The sequence below is a fragment of the Nocardia brevicatena NBRC 12119 genome (assembly GCF_000308495.1).
In the GTDB taxonomy this organism is placed as follows: Bacteria; Actinomycetota; Actinomycetes; order Mycobacteriales; family Mycobacteriaceae; genus Nocardia; species Nocardia brevicatena.
In genome coordinates, this window is record NZ_BAFU01000034.1 from 24,004 (window position 1) to 41,094 (window position 17,091).

Here is a 17,091-nt window from a genome sequence, read left to right on the forward strand (position 1 = left end):
CGCCGGAACCGGTCGACGAGACGTCGGATGCGGGCCGGGCGGTAACCGTCGGGACCGCACCGGAACAGGAGCCGGAACTCGTGGCGGACACGGTATCGAATCCGAAGTCCGGGCCGGACGCGGAGCCGAACTCGCCGGATGTGGCGGACGAGTCGACGCCGCGGCGGCCGGTGCTGCTCGTGATCGCCGATTCGCTGGCATATTTCGGCCCGAAAGGCGGTCTGCCCGCGGACCATCCGCGGATCTGGCCGAATCTGGTGGCGGCCGAGCTCGATTGGGAGGTCGAACTGGTCGCCCGGATCGGCTGGACCTGTCGGGACGCGTACTGGGCGCTGATCGGTGATCCACGTGTCTGGGCGGCGGTACCGCATGCCGGTGCCGTGGTGTTCGCGGTCGGCGGAATGGACACCCTGCCGTCGCCGCTGCCCACCGCGCTGCGGGAGCAGATCCGCTATATCCGGCCGCCGGGGCTGCGCCGGGTGGTGCGGTCGAGTTATCAGTGGTTGCAGCCGAGGCTGTCCAAACTCGGGTGGCCGGTGGCGCTGCCGCCGAAGGTGAGCATCGACTACCTGGAGAAGTCGCGGGCGGCGCTGGCGCAACTGCGCCCCGATCTGCCCGTGGTCGCGGTGCTGCCGTCGGTGCACGACTGCGCGGCCTACGGCCGGGTGCATCGCGGGCGGGATACCGCGGTGCGCGCGCTCGAGGCCTGGTCGGCACGCACCGGTGTGCCGCTGGTGGATCTCGCCGAGGCGGTGCGCGACAATGTCTTCTCCGAGGAATCGAACCCCGATGGTATCCACTGGGGCTGGGCCGGGCACACCGCCGTGGCCAATGCGATGGTGAAAACTCTGCAGGAGGTCGGATAGTCCGTGGCGGTTGTGGTCGTCACCGATTCCTCCGCGAGCCTGCCCGCTCGGCTCGTCGAAGAGCTGGGCATCGTTGTCGTCCCGTTGCACGTGCTGGTCGGGGACCGCACCGTCCGGGAAGGCATCGACGAACTCGATATCGACTACACATCCGATACCGTCACCACGTCCGCGCCCTCGCCGGGGGAGATGCGCGCGGCGTACGAGCAGGCGCTGGCGCGCAGTAACGGCGACGGCGTGGTGGCCGTGCACCTGTCCAGACTGCTCTCGTCCACTTGGGAATCCGGCCGGCAGGCCATCGAGGATATGGGCGCCGCCGACCGTGTCCTCCTGGTCGACTCCCTCGGCGCGGGCCTGGCGACCGGGCTTCCGGTGCTCGCCGCCGCCCGCCACGCCGCCACCGGCGTCCCACTGGCCAACGTCTACGACACCGCCGTCTCCGCCGCGGGCCGCTCACGCTCCTACATCCTGGTCAACCGCACCGAGCAGCTGCGACGCGGTGGGCGGCTCAGCTCCGCGGCCGGCTTCTTCGGCAGTGAGCTGGTGACCAAACCGATCCTGCAACTCGTACAGGGGCGACTCGAACTCCGGGAAAAGGTGCGCACGCGGTCGAAGGCGTACACCAAGCTGGTCGGCGCGGCCGTGGAGGAGGTGCGGGCGAACGGTTCGCGCGGTGCGGCCGTCGCGGTGCAGCACCTGAGCGCGCCGGAGGGCGCCGAGGCCGTGACCGCGCAGTTGCGGGAGCGGATACCGGAGATCGACGAATTCATCACCGCGGAATTCGGGCCCGTCCTGGCGGTGCATCTCGGGGTCGGGGCGGTGGGAGTGCTCGTCCTGCCCGGCGGCTGCCGCTGAACCCCCCCGGGCGGTGATCGAAGGATTTCGTGACCATGAGCTCGATAGGTGGGGCATGACCGTGACCGACATGTCCGCACTGGATGTGCACGGTATCGCGGATGACCGGCCCGTCGATATGGGCGACTATCTCGACGCCCTCGCGGTGGTGGCGGGGGCGACTGTGGCATGCCCCGGGGTCCGGCGCGATGAAACGGCGACAACCGGCCGCTACGAAACCGTTGTCGTCTCGGCGACCACACCGGAACCGGGTGGAACGGGCCCTCACCGCCCGGCCTTCGTCCACAGGTGAGAGTTGTCCACAAACTTTCCGAAGAACCTGGTGGACAGAGCTTTCCGAGACAAACGCGGTCATAGCGTGGCGGGCATGTCACGTCACGACGAATACGAGCGGATACGCCAACGGTTGGCCGGGTCGGACACTCGGTCCGAGGCCCGTGCCGATCGATACCGGGGTTACGGCACCGGCGGGAAGAGCACCCGACGACGGGAATCCCGGGCGGGGCGGTCGGAAGGCGGGATGCTCGAACCCGGCGAAAGAAACGCCGACCGGTGGCATCTCGATGCGATCCCCGAAGCCGACGACGACCATGACGCGGATGCGCCCGCCTCCGACCGATCACCTGCGGGCGCATTCCGGGATCACGACGAGACGGTCCGCGTGCCCGCCTGGCTCGAGGAGTCACCGGATACGAATTGGCGAGAACGATTGGTACCGGAGCGGTTCCGCGGAGTACGTCTGGATCCGGGGCGGCGAGGTGTGCTCGCCATGGTCGGTGTCGGACTGTTGGCGGCGTTGGTGACGGCCGTCGTCGTGCTGTGGGAGCGCCCGGTGACGCACCCCGTGCCGCCGCTGCCGGCCGCGCATCCGATCGCGGCGGACGGTTCCGGCCCCTCGACGGCGCCGGTGCTCGCCGCATCGCCGACCGCGTCCGAGCCGGATGGGAAATCCGCACCGGAGCTGGTGGTGAGTGTGGTCGGGCTCGTGCACCGGGCCGGATTGGTCCGGCTGCCGCCGGGCTCGCGGGTGGCCGACGCGCTCACCGCGGCGGGCGGAGTCCGCGAGGGCGCCGACCTGACGGGCCTCAATCTGGCCCAGCGATTGTCCGACGGCGATCAGGTGCAGGTCGGCGCGCGCGCACCCGGTTCCGGTCCGCACCGGCACGGCAGCGGTACCACCTCGAGCGGGGCCGCCACCGGCTCACCGGGTTCGACCGCGGATTCCGCCCCGACATCGGGCGCACCGGTCGACCTCAATACCGCCACCGAGGCCGAACTCGACGCCCTGCCCGATATCGGCCCTATCACCGCCCGTGCCATCATCACCTGGCGGAAAACCAACGGACGCTTCACCGATATCGAACAGCTCGGCGAAGTCGACGGAATAGGCCCCACCCGTCTCGCCCGACTGCGCCAACTGGTGACGGTATGACGCCGCCGGCCACCGCACCATCGCCGAGTGACCGTGCTGTCGAAGGCACACACCCCCGATCACCCGGCCGGATATCGCATGTACGCGCCGAGGACCGTTCGGGCGACGAGGTGATACTGGACGCCCGGTTGCTGCCCGCCGCGGTGTGCTGTTGGTTGGCAACGCTTCTGGCGATAGGGGCCGGGTGGCAGGCGGGTGTGGCCGTGGCCGTGGGGGCGGTCGTGATGGCGTTCGGGCCGTGGGGCCTGTGGTGGACGGCCGTCACCCATCGCAGCGAACGGAAGCGGGTTGTCACCCTGGTGTTGTTGGGGGCGGTACTGTCGGGCGCCGCCTTCGCGGCGGTGGGTGCGTGGCGTGAGTACCGAGTGTCCGAACATCCCCTGCGGTCGGTGCCCGCCACGGCATCGGTCCGGGTGGCGGTCACCGTCGCGGACGATCCGAAGCCGGTGCGCACCGAGGTACCGGGTGCCGAACGACTGTGGATCGTACGAGCGAACCTCCGCGAATATCGTTATGGCGCCGAACGGATTCGGGTCGGTGGGGCGGTGGTGATCCTGGCGACCGGCAAGCAGTGGTCGGCCCTGCTACCGGGGCAGCCGATCGAGTTTCGGGCCCGTCCGTCACCGCCCCGCCGACACGACCTGACCGTGGCGGGTCTGCGTCCGCTCGGCCCGCCGAAAACCATTGGCCCGCTACCGTGGTGGCAGCGTCTGGCGGCGTCGGTACGGGCCGATTTGGTGGATGCCGCGGCGCGGGCGCTGCCGCCGGAATCGGCCGGATTACTTCCGGCCCTCGTCGTCGGAGACACCTCCGCCCTGTCCGACGAGGTACGCGACGAATTCGTCGCCTCCGGACTACAACACCTATGTGTGGTCAGCGGAGCCAATTTCACGATCGTGCTCACGGTGGTGCTGTTTCTGACCCGTCTGCTCACCTTCGGCCCGTATCTGTCCGCCGCCTGCGCTGCCGCCGCGTTGGTGCTGTTCGTGGTGATCGCCCGACCGGATCCGAGTGTGCTGAGAGCGGCCGCCATGGGATCGGTGACGCTGCTCGCCCTGGTCACCGGCCGTCGAAAACAGGCACTTCCCGCCCTGTGCGCGGCCGTGATCGCCCTGCTCGCGATATGGCCGGGCCTGGCCGTCCAAGCCGGATTCGCCCTGTCCGTCCTGGCCACCGGCGCGCTGATCCTGTTGGCCCCCGGCTGGGTGGACCGGCTGCGCGACCATGGGTGGTGGCGGCTGCCGGCCGAGTTGGTCGCCGTCGCGGCGGCCGCGTTCGTGGTCACCGCACCGATCCTGGTCGCCCTGACCGGCCGACTCGGCCTGGTCGCCGTGGCCGCGAACATCCTCGCCGCGCCCGTGGTCGCGCCGATCACCGTCGTGGGTGCCGTCGGTGCTGTCACCGCTTCGATCTGGATGCCCTTCGCGGAGTTGATCCTGCACTGCGCCGCGCCGCCGTTGTGGTGGTTGCTGGCTGTCGCCGACCGCGCCGCCGCGATTCCGGGAGCGACGGTGCCGGTGCCGGGGGGAGCGGCCGGTGGTCTGGTGACCGCCGGGATCGTCACCGTGGGCATCTGGGCGCTACATTCGGCCGGTGTGCGCAGACTGATGACGGCCGCCGCGACGGGAGTGGCCGCCGTGGTGATCCCGTTGCTGGTGGCGAGCCATACTCTGCCGAGATGAGCGGTAGCCCGCAACCGCCTTCGGACGATACCGAGGGGGCTCAGTGTGGCAGCCAGCCCGGTTGTCCGGCCAGCCATATGGCGGGCATCGGAATGGTCCGGTCCTCGACGATGCAGACCCACAGCGTCGCTTCCGACATCCCGTAGCGACGCTTCATCTGCGTGATATCGAGGTATTCCCGTGGTTCCAGCCGTTCGGCACCGCTCAACCCGGGTTCCCATGCCGGCGGGATCTCGGGCTCCCAGCCGGGACGCCGCTTTCCGCCCAGCACGACGGCCGGGGCAGGCACCCATATGGGCCCGTTGTCCAACCAACGGGCCAACGTACGCCAATCGATGCCGGTCACGGACGAGAACTCGGCCAGATCCACGAATCGCGGTGCGTACGAGTCGCGTTCGGCCCTGTCCCGCAGGATGGCACGTTTCCTCATTGCCGGTAGTCCTCGCTGCACAGCAACGGCGGTGGGTTCTATCCGCGGACGATTCGTACTCCGGCCCACGGACACGGCTCGCGCCGTGTGCGCTCATGTGCAGTGATCCGCCCGCCAACCACCGGCACAAGCGCGGTACACAGTAGCCCAGGGCATCCCACCGAATCCAGTGCAGGCAGGCGCGGTGAGGACCGGAACGGTGCCGACCGCTCCCATCGGCCGACCGGGGTCGTACAACGATCGTCGACGAGACACCATGCCGTGCGACGCATGCCCTGTGCCGCGAATTCACAACCGGATTCGTGTTCTCCGCTATCGCCGGCCGCGATATCGCGCACTTCCACCGGCCGGTGTTCGCGCCCGTAAGGAACACCGGCCGAACGAGCCGGTTCGTCGTCTCCTGCTGGGCCGACGGTCCGCGGATCGATGAACCGGGCCCTATCGCGCCGGTCGAACGCCCGGCGTTGCGAGTCACCCCAAGCGACACCGGCGTCCGGGATAGCGGATGCGTATGGCGGGAACCGAAGCCTGTCTCCCAGGCCGGCATGAGTCCTCGATTCGGCGGCAACTTCCTTTGATGTCCTCGTCCACCGGTGCAGGCAGGCCGGGATCTCCTCGGTACGAGTGTTCGGGGAACCGCCATGTCGCCCGGATACATCGGGCATGGCGCATCGAGGCCGCCGGCCCGGTCGTAGGATCGGACCGTGAGCGAACAGCCTGCGGCCGTGCATCTGGTTCTGGGAGATGAGGAACTACTGGTCGAGCGGGCCGTGGCGGGGGTGACTGCGCAGGTCAGGGCGGGGGCGCCCGACCCGGAGGGGGTGCCGGTGGATCGGCTGCGGGCCGGGGACGCCAATAGCGCGGAGTTGGCGGAACTGTTGAGTCCGTCGCTGTTCGCGGAGGACCGGGTGGTGGTCCTGGAATTGGCGGCGGAGGCCGGTAAGGACGCGGTCGCGGTGATCGGCGACGCGGCGGCGGCCCCGCCGGAGGGAGTCGTGCTGATCGTGTTGCACTCCGGTGGGGGGCGGGCCAAGGCGCTGGTTCCGACTCTGCGGAAGGTGGGGGCCGTAGTGCACGACTGTGCGAAGCTCACCAAGGCCGCCGAGCGCGTGGAGTTCGTGCGGGGGGAGTTCCGGGCCGCGGGTGTGCGGGTGTCGGGGGACGTGGTGCAGGCGGTGCTGGAGGCGGTGGGTTCGGATCTGCGGGAGCTGGCGGCGGCGTGCTCGCAGCTGGCGGCGGATACCGGCGGCAAGGTGGATGTGGCCGCGGTGCGGCGGTACTACTCCGGGAAGGCCGAGGTGACCGGGTTCGAGGTGGCCGACCAGGCGGTTTCCGGTAATCGGGCCGGGGCCGTGGAGGCGCTGCGCTGGGCCACCGACAGCGGGGTCCCGCATGTGCTGTTGGCCGACGCGCTGGCCGACTCGGTGCACACCATCGCGCGGGTCGGTTCGGCGGGGCGTGGCGACCCGTTCAAGCTCGCCGGCTCGTTGGGTATGCCGCCCTGGAAGGTGAAGAAAGCCCAGGCACAGGCCCGGGGATGGACGCCCGAGGCCATCGGTTCCGCCCTGCGGGTCGTCGCCGCGCTCAATGCCGACGTCAAGGGCGGTGCCGCCGACCCGACGTTCGCGCTCGAGCATGCGGTTATGCGGATACTCGCGCTGCGCGGGCGGAACTGACCACCGCGAGTATCCGTCTGCTTCTCCGGTCGACGGCCGGGCAGGCACCCGGACGGCGTCGTGACTTCGCGCCGTCCGGGTCTGCCGATCGTTACGGGCTCAGTCCACCGAGCTGAGGTCGGGCATCTCCATCTCCTCGCCGACCTCTTCGTAACGTCCGTCCCAGTTCTCGTAGGCCGGTGGTTCCTCCTCGCGCGTGACGATCCACGCCAGCGCGTAACCGTCCTCCTCGTCGGGGACCAGCACGTTCTCGATCTTCACGCCGAAGCCGAGCACCTCGGCGGCCTGGATCACACCGGGCAGGTCTTCGGACCGAACCACGGCCTGGTTCGCATATACGGTCACCATGGGCGGCATGCTACGGCACATCGGGCCGCACTGTGTGGGACAGGCCCCCGGTAACAAGGAGGCGGGGTCTCGTCGTCGGATTCGAGCGGGTCGGTCGGTTCCCGCATGGCGGCCGGTGAGAGCTCGGAAACGGACGAGGATCGGTCCGGAGCGTAGCGCGAGCGGCCGGGCCGTGTCCCGAGGTTCGCCGCTGACGCGGACGAGGCGTCCGCACAGGCCATCGCGGCAGGCGGTCGGGTCCGTCACCTCTGCGGCCGACGGCGCCTTCGGGCGGCGCGAGGGGCGTATCAAGGACTCCTTCGGCAATATCTGGTAGGTGGTCGGCTGCGTCGAGGACGTCACCGAGGACGAGACGTGGAAACGGCTGCGGGGCCCTGTCGACGCCGAGGCCGTGCGGGTGGCTCAGAGACACTCGACACCGGGCTCGGCGACCGGCGTCTCGGACGCGGCAGCGCACCTGTCTGGACGAACGGCCGCCCAGGTGTCCGAGCGGCGGTCGGGTGATCGCCTACGGCGGGGCGCATGGCACCGGGCGGGATCTCGGTGCCGTGTCGCAACTGCGTCATTCAGCTCCGTGTGGCGGCCTCGACTTTCAGACCACCGAAGGTGACCTGCCGTGTCATGGGACGCCGCAGGAACTCGTGCGGGAAGCCGAGGTCGACGGCACTGGCCGCTTCCAGCCGGGTCAGGTGCTCGTCGGCGAATTCGACGTCGAGCGCGCCCAGGTTATCTTCCAGCTGGGCGGCGGTGCGGGCACCGATGATGGGTGCGGTCACACCCGGTTCGCGCAGCGTCCACGCCAGCGCGACCTGAGAGGGCGTCCGGCCCGTCTCCGCGGCGACCTCCTTGACCACGTCGGCGATGGCGAGCCCGCGTTCGGACAGCGATCCGTTGGCGGCGGCGACGTTCTTGCGGGTACCGCTGGGGGAGGCATCCACACTGTGGTCGAGGTCGGCGCGGCCGTACTTGCCGGTGAGCACCCCGCTGCCCAGGGGTGACCACGGGATGACACCGAGGCCCATTTCCCGTGCCATGGGGATCAGGTCGCGTTCGCCTGTGCGCTCGAGCAGGCTGTACTCGATCTGCAGCGCGATGAGCGGGGACCATCCGCGCAGATCGGCGATCATCTGCATCCGCGAGACCTGCCAGGCGGGCGCGTCGGAGATACCCACGTAGAGCACCTTGCCCGCGCGGACCAGGTCGTCCATTCCGCGCAGGATCTCCTCGACCGGAGTCAGGAAGTCCCAGGCGTGCAGGTAGAGCAGATCGATGTAGTCGGTGTTCAACCGCCGCAGACTGGCCTCCACCGAGGCGAACATGCTCTTGCGGTGGTTGCCGCCGGAGTTGGGGTCGCCGGGACGGCGCAGCATGGTGTATTTCGTGGCCAGCACCAGGCTTTCCCGGTTGGCGGCGGTGAACTCACCGAGCAGCTTCTCGGAGCTGCCGTCGGTGTACTGGCTGGCGGTGTCGATGAAATTACCGCCACGCTCGACGTAGGTGTCGAAGATCTTGCGGGCCTCATCGGTATCGGCACCCCAACCCCAGTCGGCCCCGAAAGTCATCGTCCCCAGCGCGAGCGGGGACACCCGTAGGCCGGAGCGGCCGAGAAGGCGGTAAGTGTCGAGGGTGAGCGCGGCCATCACGTTCTCCTGTCGTCGTTCGTGTTGTCGAGAGAAATTCTGTGGCGGCGAAAGGCGCGCGGTAAGGGAAGATTCATCCTGGGAAAGACAGTCCCACCCAACGGACGGCGGCCCGTACGATCGGAGACGATGAAAGGAATGGCGAACGCGACATCGCGCCGCGACCCGGGGCCCGGAGGCACAGGCTTGCGTAACCACGAAGGGCCGGGCGGCGCCGACCGAACGCACGAGCTGGCGGCCTTTCTGCGCACCCGGCGGGAGCGGTTGAATCCCCGCGACCTGGGCCTGCCGCTGCGCCGGCAGGCTCGGCGCACCCCCGGACTGCGGCGGGAGGAAGTGGCCGAACTGGCAGGCGTCAGCACCGACTACATCATCCGGCTGGAGCAGGGCCGTGGCCTACGCCCGTCACCGGAGGTGCTGGACGCGCTGGCCCGCGCGTTGCGCTTGAGCGCCGACGAAACCGCCTACCTGTTCGATCTGGCCGAGCAGCGCCGGCCCAACTCGGGTAAGCCGAGCGCGGTGGCCGCTCCGGCGCTGGCCCTGCTGGTGGACGAGCTGTCACCGCATCCGGCCATGCTGGTCAACCACCGCTACGACGTCCTGGCGTGGAACCGGGAGATGGCGGCCTTGATGCTCGATTTCGACACGCTGCCCCTCGGACAGCGCAACACCATGTGGCTGTGTCTCGTGCACGAGCGGATGCGGGATTTCTACGTCGACCGGGACCGGGTGATCCGGGAGGGGGCCGCGGATCTGCGTGCCGCCTGGGCCGGACACCCGGACGACCAGGCGCTCGCGGATCTGGTGGGTGAGCTGACGGCCCGCAGTCCGGAGTTCGCCGCGGCCTGGGCCGCAGGGGATGTGAAGGTGCGCGGGCGCGGGGTGAAGCCGCTCCGGCATCCGCACGTCGGGCCGCTGACCGTCGATTTCGAGGCTCTGGTCCCGTTGCAGGACCCGGACCAGCGGCTGGTCATCTATCGGGCGGCCGATGCCGCCTCGCAGGCCGCGCTGGACCGGCTGGCCGAGGCGGCACGGGACCGCGCGCCGCGGGTCGTCGACGAGGCATCATAGGGTTCCTCGCGGGCAGCGGGAACGCGAAAAGCCGCCGCGGTCGTCGGAGCCGCGGCGGCGAACGTCGAAGCGAACGAACTCGTCAGAGCTTGCTGAGGGCGAGCGCCAGAGCCGACTTCTTGTTCGCGGCCTGGTTGGCGTGGATAACGCCCTTGGAGGCGGCCTTGTCGAGCTTGCGGCTGACGAAACGCAGCCGCTCGGCGGCGGTCTCCTTGTCGCCGGCCTCGGCGGCCGCCCGGAAGTTGCGGATGTAGGTGCGCAGTTCGGACTTCACCGACTGGTTGCGCTGACGCCGTGCCTCGTTGGTACGGATCCGCTTCATCTGGGACTTGATATTGGCCACGCCTGTATCCTCTGATTCCTGTCGCTGGTTCGTCCGGAAAGTCTGTGCGCGCGCACCTGCCCCGAACGATTCCCGGCGCGGGGACGACGCGACGCCAAGGGGCCAGGTTACCAGTACCCGTGAGCGCGGCGAAATCGCGGCTCGACGAGGTGGCCGAATCGAGAGGCGGAGATCGTTGAGAAGACGATACCGCCGGCGTAACGTCCCATTCGTTTTCGGCGTGGATTTTTTGCGGTACGACCAGGCGTAACGGTACTCCCGCGGGCGCGGGCGGCGATCCCCTCGAAAATGGTTCGGATCAGACCCGAAGGCGATAGCACAGTGTCACCACGCGGGGCCCGCTCATTCCCATCGAACCAGGAAGGCGGACGCGTATGTCACCCACTGCTCAGGAAGTCGTCGAGGAAACTGTCGAAACCCATTCCGCGGTCGTGAAATGGGGAGCGGAGGCGCTGGGCACCTTCGTCCTGGTGCTGGGCGGCGTCGGGACGGCGGTGTTGGCGGGGGAGAAGGTCGGTGCACTCGGTGTCGCCCTGGCCTTCGGGTTGACGCTGCTGTTCCTGGTGTACGCGATCGGGCCGATCTCCGGCTGCCACGTGAATCCGGCGGTGACCGTAGGACAGTTGCTGCTCGGTCGGGTGTCGGTGCCGGGCGCGGCGGGCTATATCGTCGCCCAGTTGATCGGCGCGTTCCTGGCCGGTCTGGTGCTGTTCGCGCTGGCGAAGAACCTGCCGTCCTACGACCGCTCGGTCGACGGTCTCGGCGCCAACGGCTGGGGTCCGCACAGCCCCGCGGCGGTACGGGGTCCGCTCGGTGAGGTCGTGGTCCAGGACGGATACGGGATAGCCGCCATGATCATCGTCGAGATCATCCTGACCGCGCTGCTGGTGTTCGTAGTGCTGGCCTCCACCGACCAGATCTCCGATGTGCCGATGGCCGGACTGTCCATCGGTGTCACCCTCGCCGTCGTCAACCTGGTCGCCATCCCGGTGGACAATGCCTCGGTGAACCCGGCCCGCAGCCTCGGTGTCGCGCCCTACCAGAACGGTGCCCTGGGCCAGGTATGGGCGTTCGTGCTGTTCCCGCTGATCGGCGGGGTGCTCGGGGCCCTGCTCTACGGGTTGCTGTTCGGTCGGTCCCGGCAGATGGTGTCCTGACCTGGGCCCCCGTGAGGACGGCCGGGGCCTGTCAGCTCCAGTGGTATTCGCGGACGAGCCGATGGGCCACCCGGTCGAACAGTTTGCGCGGCAGGATGGCACCCTCCCGGCGGATACCGTCCTCGGGAACGTCGAGGACCCGGTCCAGCCGCACCCAACTCGGCCTGCCCTGGTGATCCCAGACGCCGGCGCCGATGGCGACCCAATCGGGGTCGTGGTCGCGTACCGGGTTCGACGACAGCATCAGCCCGAGCAGGGTGCGGCGGTCGCGTCCGACCACCAGAACCGGACGGTCCTTGCCGTTGCTCGGATCCTCCTCGAACGGCACCCAGGTCCACACGATCTCGCCGGGGTCGGCGCGGCCGTCCAGCTGCGGGGCGTAGACGATGCGACGCGCTCGCTGGGTGGTCGGCACCGGGGTCGAGGCGGCGGGGCGGACCGGGATCGCCGGTGCGCGGCCGGCGCGGCGGCGGCCGCCTGCGCTGTCGAGCGACGCCGCCCGCTGGAGTCGGTCGACCAGCCGGGGAGCCTGCCGCCTGATCACCTTGGGCCCCTGCTCTTTCGCGATCGCGGTGAGCTGCTTGCCGAGATAATTCCAACTGCGGGCCATCCCAGGAGAATAACGCCGCCCCTCGGCCGGCGGGGGCATGTGACGGTTGCCCGCCCGGGACCGGCGAAGGGGGCGTGGACCCCATCATGGGACCATGGAGGGTAGCCGGCAATGAGCGGGGCCGGAGAAGCGGTCGCAGGTGCGACCACAACCGACACCCGTTCGTTCCGATCGCCGACGCCGATACCCCTATGAGGAGTGGAGTGCCCGCCAGCTTCGCCGATACGACGTTCACCGATCCGCCCCGGATCCGGAACTTCTGCATCATCGCGCATATCGATCACGGCAAGTCGACGCTGGCCGACCGGATGCTGCAGCTGACCGGCGTGGTCGAGGAACGGCAGATGCGTGCCCAGTATCTGGACCGGATGGATATCGAACGGGAGCGCGGTATCACCATCAAGGCCCAGAACGTCCGGCTGCCCTGGACCCCGACCAGCGGGGAGCACGCGGGCGAGGACTTCGTGCTGCACCTGATCGATACCCCGGGCCACGTCGACTTCACCTATGAGGTGTCGCGAGCGCTGGAGGCCTGTGAGGGCGCGATCCTGCTGGTCGACGCCGCGCAGGGAATCGAGGCGCAGACCCTGGCCAACCTGTATCTGGCCCTCGACAAGGATCTGGCCATCATCCCGGTACTGAACAAGATCGACCTGCAGGCCGCGGACCCCGACCGGTACGCCGCCGAACTCGCCCATATCGTCGGCTGCGAGCCCGGTGATGTGCTGCGGGTGTCGGGCAAGACCGGTGCGGGTGTGGCGGAACTGCTGAACCAGGTGATCGCCCAGGTGCCGCCGCCGCAGGGTGAGGCGGACGCGCCGGCCCGGGCGATGATCTTCGACTCGGTCTATGACACCTATCGCGGCGTGGTCACCTATGTGCGGGTGGTGGACGGCAAACTGACCCCACGCGAGAAGATCAAGATGATGTCCACCGGCGCCACCCACGAACTATTGGAGATCGGCATCGTCTCGCCGGAGCCCAAGCCCACCCAGGGCCTCGGGGTCGGCGAGGTGGGATACCTGATCACCGGGGTGAAGGATGTACGCCAGTCGAAGGTCGGCGATACCGTCACCACGGCCCGGGGCGGCGCCTCCGAGCCGCTCACCGGCTATCGGGAGCCGCGTCCGATGGTGTATTCCGGGCTCTACCCGGTGGACGGCTCGGACTATCCGGACCTCCGTGACGCCCTGGAGAAGCTACAGCTCAACGATGCCGCGCTCACCTACACCCCGGAAACCTCGGTGGCGTTGGGCTTCGGTTTCCGCTGCGGTTTCCTCGGCCTGCTGCATATGGAGATCACCCGGGAACGCCTCCAGCGCGAATTCGGTCTGGACCTGATCTCCACCGCACCGAACGTGGTGTACCGGGTGGAGATGGACGACGGCTCCGAACATATCGTCACCAACCCGTCGTACTGGCCGGAAGGCAAGGTGCGCACGGTATTCGAGCCGGTGGTCAAGTGCACCATCATCGCCCCGAGCGAATTCATCGGCACCATCATGGAACTGTGCCAGTCGCGCCGCGGCGAACTCGGCGGTATGGACTATCTGTCCGAGACCCGCGTGGAGTTGCGCTATACGCTGCCGCTGGCCGAGATCATCTTCGACTTCTTCGACTCGCTGAAGTCGCGGACCCGTGGTTACGCCAGCCTCGACTACGAGGAAGCGGGCGAGCGGGAATCGCAGCTGGTAAAGGTGGACATCCTGTTGCAGGGTGAGGCGGTGGACGCGTTCAGCGCCATCGTGCACCGCGACGCCGCCCAGGCCTATGGCCACAAGATGACCACCAAACTGCGCGAGCTCATTCCGCGCCAGCAGTTCGAGGTGCCGATCCAGGCCGCGATCGGGTCGAAGATCATTGCCCGCGAGAACATCCGGGCCATCCGCAAGGATGTGCTCGCCAAATGCTACGGCGGCGATATCAGCCGTAAGCGCAAGCTGCTGGAGAAGCAGAAGGAAGGCAAGAAGCGGATGAAGACCATCGGCCGCGTGGACGTCCCGCAGGAGGCGTTCGTGGCGGCCCTGTCCTCGGACGCGCAGGCGGACAAGCCCAGGGACAAGAAGTAACGGCTGCTCGGCCCTCGACGAGCGAGTGATGGTTCGCGTCCTTCTCGTCGAACTCGGCGCCGGGACGTAGGCTCGGCGAGAAACTCTGTACTACAACCGACGTGACAGCCGGGTTCGCCCCAAATATTGTGGTGGGCGATCTTCACTCGGTGGACCCGGCGGTGAGGATGCGGGAGAGGCGAGAGTGGAGTTTGTGGTATGACGCGTGATCTGCCCCGGGACGGCGACGACGCGGATATCGCCGGCGGCGACGCGAATATCACCGAACGCGGTGGTGATACCGCCTACAACATCGCCAACGGTGCTGCCACGGTGGCGCGGGGCGGTGCCTATGTGACCGGTGGCGCGCTGATGGCTGTCAACGGGGTTCCCGCGGAACCGGGTTCGGAGAACACGGACAGCCGTATCGCGGGGTGGGCCCACAGCGAGGACCCCGATCCCGATGTGCCGAGTCCGGTCATCGAGTTCCCCGATCCGGTTCCCGACGTGTCGGTGGCCCAGGGGCCGCAGCCCGGGGTCGGCGAACCACGACCGGACGCGAGTGTGACCACGCCGTTGCCGCGAATCGATATTCAGATCGGTGTCGGCGACTCGGATTACGGTTCCTCCCCGGCGGGCGGGGTACCGCTCGAGGTGCCGGACAGCGGTGATCTGACCGATATGGGTGTGCTTCCGGGCGGTGTCGGCGCCGGTGTTCCGACGTCCCCGCATCCGCCGGCTCTCGGCGGGGAAGGCCTTCCCGGTACGGCGCCGGGACCCGGCATTCCCGGGTTGGACGGTGTTCCGGGTCTGGGCGCGGGTGGTTTTCGGCTGCCCGGGATGGGGAACGAGGACGGCGGTCTTCCCGCGCCCGATTTCCATCTGCCGGACGCGGGGGAGTTCGCTCCGCCGGGGCCGAACGTCTTCGAATTGCCGGGCCTGAAATCCGTGTCGGCGCCGTTCGACGTGGACGACAACTGGTCCGAGCTCGATACCGCGGTCCTGCCGATCATCGATCCGAACGCACCGCCGCCGGCCGATATCGACTCGGTGGCGGCTCTCGGCCCGGCTTCCGCGCCGCGCGCTCCGCATGAGGCGGCGGACAAGGAAGAGGAGTCGGATGCCGATGCGGTGGCCGAGCCGATAGCCGGCACCGCGCCGTGGGCGCATATGCCGTGGACGAACACCGATGCGCCGTGGGCGAATACGTCCACGCCGGCGACCGGCGGTACCGCGGACGCCGATCCCTTCGCCGGTGTGGGTGACGGCGGCGGTGTGGGTGCCGGTCTGTTCGTCCGGTCCGACGCGAACCTGGATTTCTCGGTCGGACCGGACGGTATCCACCTGAACGCCTCATGGGATCTGCAGATCGACGCCCCCGTGGGCCGGGGCGTGGGCGATGAGCTCGATCGGTACAGCGACTGGCTCACCAGCGGTTTCGATCCCGAGGCCGCCGCTCGGTCGATGGCCGAACCCGACGGGGTCGCAGGACAGGACGGTTCGCTCGACCTCGGTTCCGGTGCCGCCACCGGCACCGGTGCGACTCCGGCGGCGGGGCAGGTCGGTACGACGTCCGGGGTGCCGACACCGTCCGCGTCCGGCGCCACCGGCGCGGTTCCCCTCTCGCCGTCTCCGCCCACACCGATGGCCGCATCCGCTCCCGCCCCGACCGCCCCGGTGGCCTCGCACGCGCCGGCGGTTTCACCGGCGCCTGCGCCGATGCCCACCCCCGCGACGCCGATGCCGGCTTCCGCTCCTGTCGCCCCGGTGCCGCCGCCCCCAACTCCCGTGGTCTCGGCCGCGGCGGCCCCCGCCGTGGTACAGCCGGTGGTGGCGACACCTCTGCAGACCACTATCCAACCGGATGCCGCCACCACCCCCGTGGCGCATGTCATCACGCCGCCGGCGGGTACATCACCGCTCATCGTGCCCGCCGCCGACGTGCCCGACCACTTCGGCCGCCCTCGCCCCGAACCACCGCGGGAACCCGACCTCGGGCCGGGCGAGCATCCGGGGAGCTCCGGTACCTCCACCCCCTCGACCGACACCGGTAGTGTGCCCACCACGACCGTCAGGCCGACCACAGGTACGGATGTGAGCCCTACGACGACACCGGGAACCCACACGAGCACCCTGCCCGGCGTGGGGGATATCACCTCGACGGTCCGAATGCCGACCGGGACCACCGGGTCGGGAGATCCGACGACCGGCATCACCTACCCGGGCACCACCGATCCGGGCGGCAGTGGCTCCGAGACACCCCGGGCCACGACGGGTGGGTCGTCGGCGGAGACGACGGGCAGCACCCCGCGGAGCACCGAGAGCTCCGGTACCTCCGAGAGCACAGGGGGCGCCACCACCGATCCGGGCGATTCGGGCACCGGCGCCGAGACCGTACAGCCCGGTACTTCCGACCAGTCCTCGCTCGTCCGCCCCACGGACAGCCCGGACTCGTCCGGCGGAGTGAGTACCTACGAGCCGCCGCCCACCGTCGACACCCCACCCACGGTGAATGTTCCGACGGTGGAGCAGCCGAGCCCGCACGTGTCCATACCGGATTACCCGAGCCGGCCGGAGATACAGATTCCCACTCCGCAGGCGCCGGTCCCGCATCAGGACCTGCCGGGGCCGGGATCGCCGGGTATCGGGATGAAACCGATCGCGGCCGACTACTCCGGTTATCCCGATCCGCACGTGGTAGCGGCCCCGGTGGTCGTGCCGTTCACCGACCATGCGACGCTCACCGGCAGCGGACTGTCGGCGGGATTGCTGCCGGGCCCCGACCACGCCGTCGCCCACCTGGTTGCGTATCCGGTGGACGACATGTTTCTCTGAACTGCCGTTCGGTAACTCACCCCCGGGGAGGGGAACGGGGTCGGGGTATGTGCATGCCGTGATCGAATGAGGGTGACGTAGTGATGACAGTTAGGAGC

General features: G+C 69.0%; 15 protein-coding genes. 10 read left to right on the forward strand and 5 right to left on the reverse strand.

Annotated elements, in window-relative coordinates:
- The first annotated feature begins 140 nt into the window (after positions 1 to 140).
- From octT to ON20_RS07310, 5 genes are all read left to right on the forward strand, one after another.
- Positions 141 to 866: a diglucosylglycerate octanoyltransferase gene (gene octT / locus ON20_RS07290; RefSeq protein WP_040834242.1), complete on the forward strand. Its 726-nt coding sequence runs from the start codon at positions 141 to 143 to the stop codon at positions 864 to 866.
- Between the two features lie 3 nt (positions 867 to 869).
- Positions 870 to 1,721, forward strand: a complete 852-nt coding sequence (locus ON20_RS07295) for a DegV family protein (RefSeq protein WP_040834195.1) — start codon at positions 870 to 872, stop codon at positions 1,719 to 1,721.
- 55 nt (positions 1,722 to 1,776) lie between these two features.
- Entirely contained in the window at positions 1,777 to 2,013 is a 237-nt protein-coding gene (locus ON20_RS07300) for a hypothetical protein (RefSeq protein ID WP_040834196.1), read from the forward strand.
- Positions 2,014 to 2,241: 228 nt separating this feature from the next.
- Positions 2,242 to 3,153, forward strand: coding sequence for a ComEA family DNA-binding protein (locus tag ON20_RS07305; RefSeq protein ID WP_083864731.1), 912 nt, complete (start codon positions 2,242 to 2,244; stop codon positions 3,151 to 3,153).
- On the forward strand, positions 3,150 to 4,835 hold the full coding sequence (locus tag ON20_RS07310) for a ComEC/Rec2 family competence protein (RefSeq protein ID WP_083864721.1): 1,686 nt from the start codon (positions 3,150 to 3,152) through the stop codon (positions 4,833 to 4,835). Before ON20_RS07305 ends, ON20_RS07310 begins: the two co-directional genes overlap by 4 nt.
- 40 nt (positions 4,836 to 4,875) lie before the next feature.
- On the opposite strand, the gene ON20_RS07315 is transcribed toward ON20_RS07310, so the two are convergent.
- Positions 4,876 to 5,265: a hypothetical protein gene (locus tag ON20_RS07315; protein ID WP_040834197.1), complete on the reverse strand. Its 390-nt coding sequence runs from the start codon at positions 5,263 to 5,265 to the stop codon at positions 4,876 to 4,878.
- A 704-nt stretch (positions 5,266 to 5,969) separates the two neighbouring features.
- Between ON20_RS07315 and holA the strand changes: the two genes are divergently transcribed.
- On the forward strand, positions 5,970 to 6,941 hold the full coding sequence (gene holA, locus ON20_RS07325; protein WP_040834199.1) for a DNA polymerase III subunit delta: 972 nt from the start codon (positions 5,970 to 5,972) through the stop codon (positions 6,939 to 6,941).
- Between the two features lie 99 nt (positions 6,942 to 7,040).
- Here the strand turns inward: holA and ON20_RS07330 are convergent, their stop codons facing one another.
- Both ON20_RS07330 and ON20_RS07335 read right to left on the reverse strand, forming a co-directional pair.
- Positions 7,041 to 7,289 carry a hypothetical protein gene (locus ON20_RS07330; protein ID WP_040834200.1) on the reverse strand — a complete coding sequence of 83 codons (249 nt, stop codon included), beginning with the start codon at positions 7,287 to 7,289 and terminating at the stop codon, positions 7,041 to 7,043.
- Between the two features lie 566 nt (positions 7,290 to 7,855).
- Entirely contained in the window at positions 7,856 to 8,929 is a 1,074-nt protein-coding gene (locus ON20_RS07335; RefSeq protein WP_040834201.1) for an aldo/keto reductase, read from the reverse strand.
- Positions 8,930 to 9,115: 186 nt separating this feature from the next.
- Here ON20_RS07335 and ON20_RS07340 point away from each other — a divergent pair, with 186 nt between their 5' ends.
- Positions 9,116 to 10,000: a helix-turn-helix domain-containing protein gene (locus ON20_RS07340; RefSeq protein WP_040834245.1), complete on the forward strand. Its 885-nt coding sequence runs from the start codon at positions 9,116 to 9,118 to the stop codon at positions 9,998 to 10,000.
- A gap of 82 nt (positions 10,001 to 10,082) precedes the next feature.
- On the opposite strand, the gene rpsT is transcribed toward ON20_RS07340, so the two are convergent.
- Positions 10,083 to 10,343 carry a 30S ribosomal protein S20 gene (rpsT, locus tag ON20_RS07345; protein ID WP_040834202.1) on the reverse strand — a complete coding sequence of 87 codons (261 nt, stop codon included), beginning with the start codon at positions 10,341 to 10,343 and terminating at the stop codon, positions 10,083 to 10,085.
- 374 nt (positions 10,344 to 10,717) lie between these two features.
- On the opposite strand from rpsT, the gene ON20_RS07350 reads away from it, so the two are divergent.
- Entirely contained in the window at positions 10,718 to 11,500 is a 783-nt protein-coding gene (locus tag ON20_RS07350) for an aquaporin (protein ID WP_040834203.1), read from the forward strand.
- 31 nt (positions 11,501 to 11,531) lie between these two features.
- Here ON20_RS07350 and ON20_RS07355 read toward each other — a convergent pair whose 3' ends face one another.
- A complete protein-coding gene (locus ON20_RS07355) occupies positions 11,532 to 12,110 on the reverse strand; it encodes a type II toxin-antitoxin system PemK/MazF family toxin (RefSeq protein WP_040834204.1) in 579 nt (192 codons plus the stop codon).
- Positions 12,111 to 12,301: 191 nt separating this feature from the next.
- Between ON20_RS07355 and lepA the strand changes: the two genes are divergently transcribed.
- Both lepA and ON20_RS07365 read left to right on the forward strand, forming a co-directional pair.
- Complete coding sequence (lepA, locus tag ON20_RS07360; RefSeq protein WP_051161858.1) at positions 12,302 to 14,179, forward strand: translation elongation factor 4; 1,878 nt, start codon at positions 12,302 to 12,304, stop codon at positions 14,177 to 14,179.
- Between the two features lie 198 nt (positions 14,180 to 14,377).
- Complete coding sequence (locus ON20_RS07365; RefSeq protein WP_040834206.1) at positions 14,378 to 16,993, forward strand: hypothetical protein; 2,616 nt, start codon at positions 14,378 to 14,380, stop codon at positions 16,991 to 16,993.
- The last annotated feature ends 98 nt before the right edge of the window (positions 16,994 to 17,091 follow it).